The sequence below is a fragment of the Streptomyces sp. NPDC058239 genome (genome assembly GCF_042882185.1).
GTDB lineage: Bacteria > Actinomycetota > Actinomycetes > Streptomycetales > Streptomycetaceae > Streptomyces.
The window spans coordinates 328,293-342,404 of record NZ_JBHVWS010000003.1 but is presented as its reverse complement, the minus strand read 5'-3'; the positions used below and the strand labels follow the sequence as shown (position 1 = coordinate 342,404).

11 protein-coding genes are annotated in these 14,112 nt (G+C 71.0%); 1 reads left to right on the top strand and 10 read right to left on the bottom strand.

Going from position 1 to position 14,112, the window contains the following annotated elements:
- Positions 1-111 precede the first annotated feature (111 nt).
- Positions 112-321 carry a hypothetical protein gene (locus ACFVYE_RS06545; RefSeq protein WP_383968085.1) on the bottom strand — a complete coding sequence of 70 codons (210 nt, stop codon included), beginning with the start codon at positions 319-321 and terminating at the stop codon, positions 112-114.
- Between the two features lie 607 nt (positions 322-928).
- On the opposite strand from ACFVYE_RS06545, the gene ACFVYE_RS06540 reads away from it, so the two are divergent.
- On the top strand, positions 929-2,251 hold the full coding sequence (locus ACFVYE_RS06540) for a serine/threonine-protein kinase (protein ID WP_383968082.1): 1,323 nt from the start codon (positions 929-931) through the stop codon (positions 2,249-2,251).
- Positions 2,252-2,255: 4 nt separating this feature from the next.
- Here the strand turns inward: ACFVYE_RS06540 and ACFVYE_RS06535 are convergent, their stop codons facing one another.
- The 9 genes from ACFVYE_RS06535 to ACFVYE_RS06495 all read right to left on the bottom strand — a co-directional run bounded on the left by ACFVYE_RS06535 (position 2,256) and on the right by ACFVYE_RS06495 (position 14,103).
- The gene (locus ACFVYE_RS06535; protein WP_383968079.1) at positions 2,256-3,074 is read right to left on the bottom strand and encodes a TrmH family RNA methyltransferase; all 819 of its coding nucleotides are present in this window, start codon (positions 3,072-3,074) and stop codon (positions 2,256-2,258) included.
- Positions 3,075-3,174: 100 nt separating this feature from the next.
- Positions 3,175-4,428: a uroporphyrinogen-III C-methyltransferase gene (gene cobA, locus ACFVYE_RS06530; RefSeq protein ID WP_389604372.1), complete on the bottom strand. Its 1,254-nt coding sequence runs from the start codon at positions 4,426-4,428 to the stop codon at positions 3,175-3,177.
- A gap of 253 nt (positions 4,429-4,681) precedes the next feature.
- Complete coding sequence (cobT, locus tag ACFVYE_RS06525) at positions 4,682-7,921, bottom strand: nicotinate-nucleotide--dimethylbenzimidazole phosphoribosyltransferase (protein WP_389604370.1); 3,240 nt, start codon at positions 7,919-7,921, stop codon at positions 4,682-4,684.
- Positions 7,922-8,254: 333 nt separating this feature from the next.
- Positions 8,255-9,493 carry a precorrin-6y C5,15-methyltransferase (decarboxylating) subunit CbiE gene (cbiE, locus tag ACFVYE_RS06520; protein ID WP_383968070.1) on the bottom strand — a complete coding sequence of 413 codons (1,239 nt, stop codon included), beginning with the start codon at positions 9,491-9,493 and terminating at the stop codon, positions 8,255-8,257.
- Between the two features lie 107 nt (positions 9,494-9,600).
- Complete coding sequence (locus ACFVYE_RS06515) at positions 9,601-10,287, bottom strand: GNAT family N-acetyltransferase (protein WP_383073787.1); 687 nt, start codon at positions 10,285-10,287, stop codon at positions 9,601-9,603.
- 102 nt (positions 10,288-10,389) lie between these two features.
- Positions 10,390-11,256 (bottom strand): MetQ/NlpA family ABC transporter substrate-binding protein, encoded by an 867-nt coding sequence (locus ACFVYE_RS06510; protein WP_383968066.1) that lies wholly within the window; start codon positions 11,254-11,256, stop codon positions 10,390-10,392.
- Between the two features lie 73 nt (positions 11,257-11,329).
- Positions 11,330-12,001, bottom strand: coding sequence for a methionine ABC transporter permease (locus ACFVYE_RS06505; RefSeq protein WP_383968063.1), 672 nt, complete (start codon positions 11,999-12,001; stop codon positions 11,330-11,332).
- On the bottom strand, positions 11,998-13,059 hold the full coding sequence (locus ACFVYE_RS06500) for a methionine ABC transporter ATP-binding protein (protein ID WP_383968060.1): 1,062 nt from the start codon (positions 13,057-13,059) through the stop codon (positions 11,998-12,000). Before ACFVYE_RS06500 ends, ACFVYE_RS06505 begins: the two co-directional genes overlap by 4 nt.
- A 396-nt stretch (positions 13,060-13,455) precedes the next feature.
- Positions 13,456-14,103, bottom strand: a complete 648-nt coding sequence (locus tag ACFVYE_RS06495; protein WP_383968057.1) for an HAD family hydrolase — start codon at positions 14,101-14,103, stop codon at positions 13,456-13,458.
- Between the last annotated feature and the right edge of the window lie 9 nt (positions 14,104-14,112).

Below are 14,112 nucleotides of genomic sequence, written 5' to 3'. Positions count from 1 at the left end.
TCAGCTCCCCAGCTGACCGGACAAACGCTGCCGTCCGCCGCACCCCCGTCCCCACGGGGTTGTTGGCCGGATGTCCCGGTCCGGACCGCTCTTCCGGACCCGGGGCGCCGCTCAGCGCCCCAGCATCACGCCCACGGACGACGCCTGTGTGACCACTGCGTCCCAGCCGCCGAAGACGACTACGAGCAGGGCCGCCAGAGGAAGAACCATCGCCGTCGCCACCAGCGGGTGGCGCGTACCGGACGACGGGCGGCTGCCGAACGCGGCATGAACCCTGCGTCCTCGCGTGCGGATCATGGTCCGCGCTGCCGTGTCCGCCATGGTTCCTCTCCTGACTGGATCTGGAGCGGCGGGCGTGTGACCTCGGGGGACGAGTGCTGCGCCCGCCGCTTGACTTCAACATTAGGGACGCGGAAGGCGTACGACGTCATGCCCGCGTACCGAGTTCCGGGCCTCCCGGAGGATGAGCCCCGGGTAGTCGATGTACTCCCCTGGGTGGAGATCGGGTGCCTGATCCCGGGGTCATCCCGGAGGGGTGCCCGGAATGTTGTGGATCAGGTGGGCGTACGGATGCGGCGGCAGGCGCGACGGCGACCGTGACTTCACTCACTCGCCCGCGCCGCGGCTCCCGGCCGTGGGCCGTGGGTACGTCGCCCCGGTCACCGCGGCCCCCTCCCCGCGGGGTCCGTGTCGCGCCCCCACTCGTCGGGTCCGCAGCCCCCCACAGTTCCAACCCCTCGTCATCGCAACCACTTTGATGACCCGACACCGTTCGGTGCGGCACCGGCTGCGGTCCCACTGCCCGTCATGGACCGTGCCGCGCACTGACAATCGATCGGCGGGCGAGGGCGCGGCCTCTGAGCGCCCCGGGCGCCGGGTACGTAAGCTGTGCCTCGTCAGGCGTACCAGGCAGCGGGGATGGGCAGACATGGCGATGATGCGGCTCCGGCGCGAGGACCCGCGTGTCGTCGGCTCGTTCAGGCTGCACCGGCGGCTCGGAGCGGGCGGCATGGGTGTCGTCTATCTCGGTTCGGACCGGCGGGGCCAGCGGGTGGCATTGAAGGTGATCCGTCCGGATCTGGCGGAGGACCAGGAGTTCCGCTCGCGCTTCGCGCGCGAGGTGTCCGCCGCGCGGCGGATCCGCGGTGGCTGTACGGCGCGTCTGGTGGCCGCCGATCTGGAGGCGGACCGCCCGTGGTTCGCCACGCAGTACGTCCCGGGGCCCTCGCTGCACGACAAGGTGGCCGAGGAGGGTCCGCTGTCGGCGGCCGAGGTGGCCTCGATCGGGGCGGCACTCTCCGAGGGCCTGGTGGCGGTGCACGAGGCCGGTGTCGTCCACCGTGACCTGAAGCCGTCGAACATCCTTCTCTCCCCCAAGGGCCCCCGGATCATCGACTTCGGGATCGCCTGGGCGACCGGGGCGAGCACGCTCACCCATGTCGGTACGGCGGTGGGCTCGCCGGGATTCCTGGCGCCCGAGCAGGTGCGCGGCGCGGCCGTGACGCCCGCGACGGACGTGTTCTCGCTCGGTGCCACGCTGGCGTATGCGGCGACGGCCGACTCGCCTTTCGGGCACGGCAGTTCCGAGGTGATGCTGTACCGCGTGGTGCACGAGGAACCGCAGTTGTACGACGTGCACGATGCGCTCGCGCCGCTGGTGAGTGCCTGCCTGGCGAAAGACCCCGAGGAGCGGCCGAGCACGCTTCAACTCTCCATGCGGCTCAAGGAGATCGCGGCGCGGGAGGCACAGGGTCTGCACGAGAGCCGTCCGCCCGTTCAGCGTTCGGCACAGGAGCTGGACCGGCCGACCGGACGTCTCGACGGCCCGTACACCGAGCAGCAGACCCGGCGTACGGCTCCTCCGGCACCCCGTCCGCAGAAGCAGAAGCAACCTCAGAGCAGCCGACAGGCCACGTCGTCGAGGGCCGGGTCGCCCCGCACCGGTGGTTCGCGCCCTCAGCAGCATCAGCCGCCGCGCAACACAACACGGTCCGGCAAGCGCCCGCAGGGCACGAACGGGACGAACGGCCGGCCGGGAACGCGGCCCGGGGCCCGTAAGACTTCGACGGGGCGGCGTCCCGCCAACCCGCGGCTGCTGCGGCAGCGGCTCGTCGTCTTCGTCGTGGTCACGCTGCTGGTCGCGCTGGGCATCGCGGCGGCACAGGGCTGCCAGGGTCCGGCCCGCGGGCTGGGCACGAGCGAGAGCCGGACACAGCCCCAGAGCGAGGGCCAGGGCCTGCAGCCTCGGTAGGCGGTCAGTTCTGCGGGCGGCCCGATGCCACCGCGTAGAACGCGACCGCGGCGGCCGCTCCCACGTTCAGCGAGTCGACGCCGTGCGCCATCGGGATGCGCACCCATTCGTCGGCGGCGACCAGGGCCTGGGTGGACAGTCCGTCCCCCTCGGCGCCGAGCATCAGCGCCACCTTGTCCATCCGGTGCGGTGCCGCCTCGTCGATGCTGCTGGCCTTTTCGTCCGGGGTCAGCGCGAGAAGTTCGAAGCCCGCTTCCCGTACGGTCTCCAGGGCCTTGGGCCAGGTGTCGAGACGGGCGTAGGGAACGGAGAAGACCGCGCCCATCGAGACCTTGACGGAGCGCCGGTAGAGCGGGTCGGCGCAGTCCGGGGAGAGCAGCACGGCGTCCATGCCGAGGGCGGCGGCGCTACGGAAGATCGCCCCGATGTTGGTGTGGTCGTTGACGGCCTCCATGACGACCACCCGGCGGGTCGTCGCCAGCAGTTCGTCGGCCGTCGGCAGCGGTTTGCGCTGCATCGAGGCGAGGGCTCCGCGGTGGACGTGGTAACCGGTGACGCGCTCGGCGAGCTCGGGAGTGACCGCGTACACCGGGGCCGGGACCTCGTCGATGACGTCGCGCATCAGATCGATCCACTTCGCCGAGAGCAGCATCGACCGCATCTCGTACCCGGCGTGCCTGGCGCGTCTGATCACCTTCTCGCCCTCGGCGATGAAGAGGCCCTCGGCGGGCTCTCGCCTGCGCCGGAGTTCGACATCGGTCAGTCCGGTGTAGTCGCGCAGGCGGGGGTCGTCGGGGTCGTCGACGGTGATGAGATCAGCCACGGGTTTGATACTGCCTTGTCCGGGTGTGTGGTGCCAACGGCTTGGGAGAAGATCCGTTACCGCTGGTTACTCGGCGGGGTGCGGGTGGCGCTCGCGCCGGCTATTCGGCGGGGAGCGATACGGAGTTCGTGCCGACCGCGACGACATCGCCGATGACGATGACGGCCGGGGGACGCACGTCTTCGGCTACGGCCCGTTCGGCGACGGTCGCGAGCGTTGCGTCGACCCGGCGCTGGGCTGCCATGGTGCCCTCCTGGACCAGGGCGACCGGGGTCTCGGGGGCCTTGCCGTGGGCGATGAGGGTACGGGCGATGGCGCCGATCTTGTCGACGGCCATCAGGAGCACGAGCGTGCCGCGCAGTCGGGCGAGAGCCGGCCAGTCGACCAGCGAGCGCTCGTCGTCGGGGGCGACATGGCCGCTCACGACGGTGAACTCATGGGCCACACCGCGGTGGGTGACGGGGATTCCGGCCGCGCCGGGCACGGAGATCGAACTGGAGATGCCGGGGACGACGGTGCAGGCGATGCCTTCGGCAGCGAGCGCCTGGGCCTCCTCCATGCCGCGGCCGAAGACGAACGGGTCGCCACCCTTGAGCCGCACGACGGCCTTGCCCGCCTTGGCGTGCTCGATGAGCGCCTGGTTGATCGCCTCCTGGGCCATGTAGCGGCCGTACGGGATCTTCGCGGCGTCGATCACCTCGACGTGCGGCGGGAGTTCGTCGAGCAGGTCGCGCGGGCCGAGGCGGTCTGCGATGACGACGTCGGCCTCGGCGAGGAGGCGGCGGCCGCGCACCGTGATCAGGTCCGGGTCGCCGGGGCCGCCGCCGACCAGGGCGACACCGGGGGTCCGGGTGCGGTGGTGGGGTGCGGCGAGGGTGCCGTCGCGCAGGCCCTCGACGATGGCGTCGCGGACGGCGGCGGAGTGGCGCGGGTCGCGGCCGTGGGTGTCGGTGGTGAGGACGGCGACGGTCACACCCTCGCTGCGGCCGGTGGCCGGGGTCCAGGCGGTGGCGGCATCGGCGTTGTCGCTGCGGACGCACCAGGTGCGGGTGCGCTCGGCCTCGGCGGAGGCGGCGTCGTTCGCCGCGGCGTCGTCGGACGCGATGAGTGCGTACCAGGTGTCGGCCAGGTCCCCGTCGGCGTACGGGCGGCGCTCCCAGCGGATCTCGCCGGCGTCGGCCATCGCCTCGACCGACGGGGTCGCGGCCGGCGATACGAGGACGATGTCGGCGCCTGCCGCGATGAGCGCGGGGAGGCGGCGCTGGGCGACCTGGCCGCCGCCGACCACGACTACTCGGCGGCCGCTGAGACGCAGTCCGACGGGGTACGCAGGGTGATCGGCGTGCTCGGCCATGACGATGCGGCTCCTCGTAAGGTGCGGGGTGCGGGCCGCTGCGGCGGTGGAGCGGCTGTGACGTGCGGGTTTGTGGGGCGGGGTCCACGATACGGGGTGGGGTGCGGGGGTGCGTGGGGCACCTGCGGCAGGCTTGTTCCCCTGCCCGCCCTTTCCCGTAACCGGGGCTCCGTCCCGGACCCCGCGCCTCAAACACCGGCGAGGCCGGAAAGAAGGCCCGTCGGTGATTGAGGAGCGGGGGCCGGTGGAAGGGCTACTTCTCCGTGACGCCCGCCGAGTCGAACGTCGCCACCTCGTGCATCGCCCGCGCCGCACTCTGCACGATCGGCAGCGCCAGCAGCGCACCCGTGCCCTCGCCGAGGCGGAGGTCGAGGTCGACCAGCGGGCGCAGGCCCAGCTTGTTGAGCGCGGCGACATGGCCGGGCTCGGCGCTGCGGTGTCCGGCGATGCAGGCGGCGAGGGCCTCGGGGGCGATCGCCCGGGCGACCAGGGCCGCGGCACCCGCGCTCACGCCGTCGAGGATGACGGGCGTGCGGAGCGAGGCACCACCCAGCAGGAAGCCGGCCATCGCCGCGTGTTCGAGGCCGCCGACCGATGCCAGGACACCGATCGGGTCTGCCGGGTCGGGCTGGTGGAGTTCGAGGGCCCGGCGGACCACGTCGACCTTGCGGGCGTGCATCTCGTCGTTGATGCCGGTACCGCGACCGGTCACCTCGGCCGGGTCCATCCCCGTGTAGACACAGATCAGTGCGGCCGACGCCGTGGTGTTGGCGATGCCCATCTCACCGGTGAGCAGGCCCTTGTTGCCTGCCGCGACCAGATCGCGGGCGGTCTCGATGCCGACCTCGATGGCCGCGAGGACCTCTTCGCGGGTGAGGGCCGGGCCGGTCGTGAAGTCGGCCGTTCCGGCGCGCACCTTGCGAGGAAGGAGACCGGGGGTCGCGGGCAGTTCCATCGCCACGCCGACGTCGACCACGCACACCTCGGCGCCGACCTGGGCCGCGAACGCGTTGCAGACCGCGCCGCCGCCGAGGAAGTTGGCGACCATCTGGCCGGTGACCTCCTGCGGCCAGGCCGTGACGCCCTGGGCGTGCACCCCGTGGTCACCCGCGAAGATCGCGACAGCCGCGGGCTCAGGGATCGGCGGCGGGCACATCCGGGAGAGTCCGGACAACTGCGCGGAGATGATCTCCAGCATGCCGAGCGCACCAGCGGGCTTGGTCATCCGCTTCTGGCGTTCCCATGCCTCGCCGAGCGCCTTGGCGTCCAGCGGACGGATATTGGAGATGGTCTCCTGCAGCAGGTCGTGCGGCTCCTCGCCGGGCAGTGCGCGGCGGCCGTACGTCTCCTCGTGGACGACCCAGGACAGCGGGCGGCGCTTGGACCAGCCCGCCTGCATCAGCTCGGGCTCCTCGGGGAACTCGTCGACGTAACCGACACAGAGGTACGCGACGACTTCGAGGTGCTCGGGCAGGCCCAGGGCGCGGACCATCTCACGCTCGTCGAAGAAGCTGACCCAGCCGACGCCGAGGCCCTCGGCGCGGGCGGCGAGCCACAGGTTCTCGACGGCGAGCGCCGAGGAGTACGGGGCCATCTGCGGCTGGGTGTGACGGCCGAGGGTGTGGCGGCCGCCGCGGGTGGGGTCGGCGGTGACGACAATGTTGACCGGTGTGTCGAGGATGGCCTCGATCTTCAGTTCCTTGAACTGCTTGGCGCGGCCCTTGGGAAGCGACTTGGCGTAGGCGTCGCGTTGACGCTGTGCCAGTTCGTGCATGGAGCGACGGGTCTCCGCCGAGCGGATGACGACGAAGTCCCAGGGCTGCGAGTGGCCGACGCTGGGCGCCGTGTGCGCGGCTTCGAGGACGCGGAGCAGGACCTCGTGCGGAATCGGGTCGCTGCGGAAGCCGTTGCGGATGTCGCGGCGCTCGCGCATGACCCGCAGGACTGCCTCGCGCTCGGCATCGTCGTACCCGGGGGCGGGCGCGGAGGCGGGAGCCCCGGTCTCTTCGGACTCGGACGCCTCGGGAACTTCCGCTTCCTCGGCCTGGAGCTGGGGCTCGGGCTGTACGGACTCCACGGGCGCGGCCTCCGTGGCCTCTGCACTGTCCGTGGGGGCCGTGATGTCCGGGGTCTCGATGACCTCCGGGACCGGTTCGGGCTCCGGCTCGGCCACCATCAGAACCTCGGCCTCGGGGAAGGGCGCGGGGATCGGCTCAGGAGCTTCGGCGGGCGCGACGTTCTCGGCGGTCCCGACCACTTCCGCGGCCTCGGCGGCCTCGGGCTGAGCGGGCTGGACCGGCTCCATCGCGAACACCACGCGCTCGGGCTCGGGCTCGGTTTCCGCGGCCTGCTCCACGACGGGGGTCGGGGCGAGGTGCGGGGTCGTCGGCACCGAACCGTCCACGGGCACGAACTGGCCCATGGGAGCGGCTTCCGCGATGTCCTGCGATGCGACGACAGCGGCTTCGGCAGGCACCTCGGACACAGCCTCTGCCTGTGCCCCGGCAGGAACCTCCGCCGGAACCTCGAAGGGAGTCTCGGCAGTGGTCGCTGCCGCATCGGCCTCGGGAGCGCTCACGGCCTCCGGCACCACTACCGGAGCGACCTGCACCGGCTGTGCCGCCGGTACCGGCTCGGCGACCGGCTCCGGCACGACCGTTTCTGCCGTCACCGGGGGAACGACCGGCTGCGGCGCCTCGGCCGACCAGGGGACCCCGCCCTGCGGCAGGATCTCACCGAGCTGCGGGCCGGGCAGTTCGGCCGCCTCATCAACCGGCATCTCGAAGTACTCGGGCCCGGTGGTCGGCGGTCCGGCGTGCCGCGCGGGGACCTGGGTCTGGGCCTGCGCCTGGGGCGCGCCCGCCGGTCCGCGGTCGGCGAGCGAGCGGACCACACCGCCGCTCGGTGTTCCGCCGTAGGACGGCCCGCCGTCTGCCGCGACCGGACCGCGATGCAGCGGTCGGCGCACCGGGGCCTGGGTCTGCGCTGCCGTGGCGGGAGCCGGGGTGGGCGACGGGATGCGTACGCCCCTCAGGTCGACCGAACCGGAGTCGCGGCCACCGGTCTCGTGCGTCCCCTGGCCGGTCTCGGGCAGGGGTTCGGCCACCGGCTGCTGTGCGGCGTAGGCGTATGCGTCCGCGACCTGCGCCTGGACGGGTTCCTGCACCTGCACGGGCCCCTGGGGCTGCGTGGGAGCCTCGCCGACCGGCTGGGAGTGGACCGCGTGTGCCGGGGGCTGGGCCTGGTAGGTGCCCTGTTCGGGCAGCAGCGCCTGCGCGGCGGCGCCCTCGGGGTACTGGCCGGGGGCCGGTACCGCCTGCGGGTCGCCCCAGGCGCCCTGGGGGCTCGGCATCAGCAGGAGATCGTCGTCCTCGGACACATGCTCGGAGGGAGCGAGGTAGGTGTATGCATCCGGGGCGGCGACGCCCGGCTGCTCCACCATGCCTGCGTTCTCCGGCAGTCCCTCAACCGGGATCTGGCCGGTGTCACTCATGCGTACCCCTCGCCCATCGTCAGTGCTCCTTCGGCCCATCGCCCGGGACGCCCGACCACGGCACGCCGGCGCTCGTCAACAAGAACGAGCGGGCGCGCCGCGCGGCACGAAACGGTCGCGGACATACTGCATTCTCGCGGCCGTTCGCCGCCGCGGCAGGTCATTTCGCCACGGCCCGCTGTGGACTGCGCCACGTCGCGCATCCCCCGGTTCTGCCGTACCACAACGGGGGCCAAAACGATCCCCTTTTCCGGACATTGACGAACGAAGCGACGAACGTCCAGCCGCGGTGCAACGATCGGCCAGCCTACCTCGCGCTGTACGCCGACCGGGTCAGGGGGCGAGGTCCGAACGCAGCGCCGAGAGCAGGAACACGACCGAGCGTTCGCGCTCCGACCAAGCGGCCGTGTCGAGTTCGACGGACTGGAGGAGCGAACACCGGACGGTGTAACCGTTCCCGGTGAGTGCCGCGCCGAGTGCCTCGGCCTCGTCGCGCGTCGACGCATGGGTCACGATGCGCTCGGGCCGGCGCTCGGTGACGGCGGTGACGACGGGGACTCCCCCGCCCCCGATCCGTACGACATCGGGCTCCGGCAGCCGTTCCAGCACATGGGGTGCCCGGCCCTCGACGACCTGGAGCTGGACTCCGAAGGACCGGGCCGACGCCGCGGTGCGGGCGCAGGCCACCGGGTCGCTGTCGACCGCCAGGACCGCCGCCCCGAAACGGGCGGCCTCCACCGCCAGGGCCCCGCTGCCGGAGCCGATGTCCCACAGGAGGTCTCCGGCGCGGGGGCCCAGGCGGGCCAGTTGGGCGGCGCGCAGCCCCGGGGACTCGCCCTCGCCGCTCTCGTCCCCGGCGTCCGTGGCGCCGCCCGGGTATGCCTGAGAGGGCAGTGCCCAGCCTCGTACGCCACGGGGGTAGGCGGGGTGACGGCCGGCAATCCAGGCGCCGGTGGCCTGCGGTTCGGGGCCGCCACCGATGACGATGACCACGTTGGGGTCGCGCCAGACGTGGTCGGCGGCCTTTTCGGATGTGACGACGCTGACCTGTTCGCGTGCGGTGCCGAGTTCCTCGCAGATGACGAAGGTGCGGTGGACGCCTTCGAGGAGCAGGGCGAGTTCGGCGGGGCCGGCGCCGGGCGAGGTGAGTACGGCGACCTTGTGGTGGGCGCGGCAGACGTTGACGGCGCGCCGCAGGGTGCGGGGGTGGGCGACGACGATCTGGGCGTCCTCCCACGGCATCCCGGCGCGGGCGAACGCGGTGGCGACGGAGGACACGGCGGGCACCACTTCGACCTCGAGGCCGTGCTCGGGCGCGCGGAGATTGCGCACGACCCCGAAGAAGCCGGGGTCTCCGTCGGCTAGGACCACGGCGCTGCCGCGGTGTCCGGCGATCCGGCGGGCGGCCAGGTCGATGGAGCCCAGGCGGATCCGTTCGGCGTTGGCCGGGACTTCGGGGAGTGCGAGGTGGTGGGCGGCTCCGGCGACGAGCGTGGCAGCCGAGAGGGCGGCCGTGGCCGCTCCGGTCAGTGGCGAGCCGTCCCAGCCGATCACGGTGACCCGATCGGCCATCTGTCGTCAGTCTCCTGGAGTTGTCGCAGGTGGGGATGTTCGTGAGGAGCAGGCAGGGTGAGAGTACCCGGTCCGCACCAGTACGGCGCCAGGACCCCTTCGAGGGGTCAGTTCCAGTCGTTGTAGGCGCCGTAGCCGCCCGCGTCGGCAAGCTGCTCGGCGACCCCTTCGAGGTCCTCGGGAAGCAGGCCCCAGACGATCAGGTCGGTCCTGATGTCGGTCCAGCCGCCGTCTGTGCCGTTCTCGGTCCGGGTACGCGCTATGCGGGCGTTGCGCAGCACTCCCTCGCTGATGCAGCCGAGCTTCTGGGCGACCTGCTGGGAGGCGGTGTTGTCGGCGGCGGTACGCAGCTCGATGCGTTCGAAGCCCTGGTCGCGGAAGAGCCACTGGGCCAGCGCCAGCACGGACTCGGTGGCATATCCCTCGCCGCGTGCCCAGGGGGCGGTGATGTACGCGGCCTCGGTGGCGAGGGTGCGCCAGTCGGTGTTGCGCAGGCGGACCGAGCCGACGAGTCGCTGGGTGAGGAATTCGGTGACGGCGAAGACGATGCCGTCGCCCGTGGTGCGCTGTGCGGGTGCGATCCTGCGGACCCAGCGTTCGGCGTCGACCTGGGTGTAGGGGTGAGGGGCTTCGGTCCAGGCGGTGACGAGTTCGTCGTTCATCATCTCGATGTACGCGGGGATGTCCGCCATGTCGAAGGGGCGCAGCACCAACCGATCCGTGCTGATGGAGATGTCCGGAAAGGTGGAAGTCATGCGCAGCTCCATGCCGAAGACCGTGTAAAGGCACAGCATGCAGCATCGGGCCGGCGTTGTGCATGGGCGGGTCCGTACGACGGAGCCCCGCGCCCCCCTGGTGGGGTGCGCGGGGCTCGTCGGACAAACTCCGTGCGGGTGTCAGGACTTGGCGGCGGTACCGAAGGCCGGGATGACCGAGCCCTGGTAGGTGTCCTCGATGAACTTCTTGACCTCGTCGGAGTGGAGGAGCTTCACGAGCTTCTGAACGCGGGCGTCCTTCTCGTTGCCCTTCTTCACGGCGATGATGTTGGCATACGGGTTGCCGTCGGCCTTCTCCAGCGCCAGGGCGTTCTTGGCGGGCTTGAGCTCGGCCTCGATGGCGTAGTTGCCGTTGATGACGGCGGCGTCCACATCGTTCAGGGCGCGCGGGACGGTTGCGGCCTCCAGCTCCTTGAACTCCAGGCCCTTCTTGTCGGTGATGTCGCTCAGCTTGGCGTCGGTGCCGACACCGGACTTGAGGGTGATCAGACCGTTCTCGGCGAGCAGCTGGAGGGCGCGGCCCTCGTTCGTGGTGTCGTTGGGCACCGCGATGGTCTGGCCGGACTTGATGTCACCGATGGCCTTGACCTTCTTGGAGTAGAGGCCGAGGGGCTCCAGGTGGACGGTGCCGACGGAGACGAGGTGGGTGTTGTTCTTCTTGTTGAAGTCGTCGAGGTACGGCTGGTGCTGGAAGAAGTTGGCGTCGACCTGGCCGGTCTCGGTGGCGGTGTTCGGCAGGACGTAGTCCGTGAACTCCTTGACCTCCAGCTTGAGGCCCGCCTTGGCCGCCAGGTTCTTCTTGACGAAGTTCAGGATGTCGGCATGCGGCGTCGGGGACGCGGCGACGACGAGCGTCTTGGAGGTGTCGGCCTTGGCGCCGGTCTCGCTCTTGGAGGCCGGGTCGGACGACGTGCCGCAGGCGGTGAGGCCGAAGGCCAGGGCGGCGGTGGCGGCGGCAGCTGCGGTGATCTTGATGTTCTTACGCACGAAAAGTGCCTCTTTCTGGTGGTGAGGGTGGTGCGCCCGGACAAGGAGTTCGGGCTTGAGCGGAGAGGAAGTCTCAGGTGGTGGTGCGGCCCCGGCGGGCCAGCAGGCGTACGGCTCCGTCGCCGATCAGCTGGATCACGGTCACGATGACGATCAGCAGCGCGACGGTGATGAGCATGAACTGGTTGTCGAAGCGCTGGAATCCGTAGGTCACGGCCTTGGAGCCGAGCCCCTCGCCGCCGACCGCACCGGCCATCGCGGAGTAGCCGATGAGCACGATGACGGTGGTGGTGATGCCGGAGATGAGCGAGGGCAGTGCCTGCGGCAGCAGCACCTTGCGCACGATCGTCGGGATGGATCCGCCCATCGACTGGACGGCCTCGACGAGCCCGTGGTCGACCTCGCGGACGGCCGTCTCGACGAGCCGTGCGAAGAACGGGATGGCGCCGACGGCGAGCGGCACGATCATCGCGGTCGGGCCGATGAAGGTGCCGACGACCCAGGTGGTGAAGGGGATCAGGGCGATCAGCAGGATGATGAACGGCAGCGAGCGGCCGATGTTCACGATCACGCCGATGACCTTGTTCACCGGGGTGTTCTGGAGCAGTCCGCCCTTGTCGGTGAGGACCAGCAGGACGCCGAGCGGCAGCCCCACGAGAACGGTGACGACCGCGGACCAGAGCACCATGTAAAGGGTGTCGACGGTTCCCTGGGTGAGCAGCGGCTGCATTTCGGACCAGGTCACTTCGCCACCTCCTTGGTGAGCGGGGCGGGGGTCTGTACGGGGATGGAGGCGGCGTCGTGCTCCACGACCTCGGCCTGCAGGCCCTGCTCTCGCAGGAAGCCGATCGGGACGACGTTCTCCTCGAAACGGCCGGGCAGCTCGATGCGCATCCGGCCGATCTGGTTGCCACCGACGGTGTCCATCGCGGCGCCCAGGATCGAGATGTCGATGTTGTACGTACGGGAGAGCTGCGAGATCACCGGCTGGGTGGCGGCCTCCCCGTGGAAGGTGACGTCGACGACCGTGCGATCGGGGCCGGAGGCCGTACCGCCGACGGGGAACAGCTCGTGGGCCAGTTCGGAGCCGGGGGTGGCGAGCAGTTCACCGACGGTGCCCGACTCGACGATGCGCCCCTTCTGCATCAGTGCGGCCGAGTCGCAGATCGTCTTGACGACGTCCATCTCGTGCGTGATGAGCAGGACGGTCAGGCCGAGCTGCTGGTTGAGGTCGCGCAGCAGCTGGAGGATGGAGCGGGTGGTCTCGGGGTCGAGGGCGGAGGTCGCCTCGTCGGAGAGCAGCACCTTGGGGTCTCCGGCGAGCGCGCGGGCGATGCCGACGCGCTGCTTCTGTCCGCCGGACAGCTGGCCGGGGTAGGCCTTGGCCTTGTCGGCGAGGCCTACCAGGCCGAGGAGTTCGAGGGCCTTGCGGGAGCGGTCCTTGCCGGAGACACCGAGGATCTCCAGCGGGAGTTCGACGTTGTCCTGGACGTTTCGCGAGGCCAGCAGGTTGAAGTGCTGGAAGACCATGCCGATGCGGCTGCGCGCCTCGCGCAGCTCCTTGCCGGCCCGGCGGCCCCGGCCCGCGAGGGCGGTGAGGTCCTGGCCGGCCACGGTCACGGTGCCGGAGGTGGGGCGTTCCAGGAGGTTGATGCAGCGGATGAGGGAGGATTTTCCGGCGCCGCTCTGTCCGATGACGCCGTACACCTCGCCCTCACGGACGTGCAGGTCGACGCCGTCCAGGGCGGTGACCTCGCGGCCGCGCGACTGGTAGACCTTCGTGAGGCCCGAAGTGGTGATCACAGGGGTTTTCCGTCACTGTCGAGTGCGCGGCGCGGTGTCCGCCGGGCACGGGGCATTCGTCTGATGAGACTGTTTGGACGTTTCGATCGGACGTTCCAAGCGGGGGTCTCGGCACGGCCGGCTGCGGCGGGTGGCCGGGACAGCGGTGCTCGGGCAGGCTCGTTCCGCCGGGTGCGGACGGCTCGGGCTCGGTCTCGCTTCGGGGCGCGAGGCTCAGGCGGGGGCCCTCAGAAGGCGCGCATTCGACACATACAACGAGCACCGGGCGTCGTGATCGCCTCGGTCGCAAGGATGCGGTTGCTCGTCGTGGTCATGGCCCAAGTAAAACAGACGTAACGTTCCGCCCGGCCCGCCTGTCCGAATAGCGGACAGCCGTGGATGGCGGTGCAAGCCGGTTCAGCCGACCGCCGTGATTTCCACTCCCTGGGCTGTGACCTGCACCGATATGGCGGAGAGGTCATCGATGACGACATCCGCGTCCAGTTCGGAACGGTCGTGCGTTGTGGCCAAGGCCACGGTCTTCATGCCTGCCGCCCGTCCGGCCCGCAGCCCGGCGGGGGCGTCCTCGAAGACCACACAGCGGGCCGGGTCGACGCCGAGGCGCGCGGCGGCCAGGAGGTAGGGCTCGGGGTCGGGCTTGCCCCGGGTGACGTCCTCGGCGGCGATCATCACGGGGAAGTCGATCCCCACCTCGCGCAGCCGGGCCTCGCCGAGCAGCCGGGTGGCGGAGGTGACGACGGCCCAGCGGTGCGCGGGCAGCGCACCGAGCAGTTCCTTGGTGCCGGGCAGGATCAGGACTCCGCCGGGGGCGTCCTCGACCTCCAGCTGTTCTATACGGGTCAGGGCCCCGTCGACCCGGTCCGCGGGAAGCAGCTCGGCGATGATCTCTCCGGCCGTCCGGCCGTGCAGTTCGACGCCCTGGAAGTCCTCCGCCGTGATCCCGTACTCGTGGGCCCACCGGGTCCAGCAGCGGTACACCGACTCCATCGAGGAGAGCAGTGTTCCGTCGTTGTCGAACAGCAGGGCTTCGGCACGGATCCTCATGTGCATCGA

Coding starts and splice junctions, on each gene's coding strand:
- ACFVYE_RS06495 (WP_383968057.1), bottom strand. CDS start 14,103: ATGAGGATCCGTGCCGAAGCCCTGCTGTTCGACAACGACGGAACACTG.
- cobT (WP_389604370.1), bottom strand. CDS start 7,921: ATGAGTGACACCGGCCAGATCCCGGTTGAGGGACTGCCGGAGAACGCA.
- ACFVYE_RS06540 (WP_383968082.1), top strand. CDS start 929: ATGGCGATGATGCGGCTCCGGCGCGAGGACCCGCGTGTCGTCGGCTCG.
- ACFVYE_RS06545 (WP_383968085.1), bottom strand. CDS start 321: ATGGCGGACACGGCAGCGCGGACCATGATCCGCACGCGAGGACGCAGG.
- cobA (WP_389604372.1), bottom strand. CDS start 4,428: ATGGCCGAGCACGCCGATCACCCTGCGTACCCCGTCGGACTGCGTCTC.
- ACFVYE_RS06515 (WP_383073787.1), bottom strand. CDS start 10,287: ATGCTGTGCCTTTACACGGTCTTCGGCATGGAGCTGCGCATGACTTCC.
- cbiE (WP_383968070.1), bottom strand. CDS start 9,493: ATGGCCGATCGGGTCACCGTGATCGGCTGGGACGGCTCGCCACTGACC.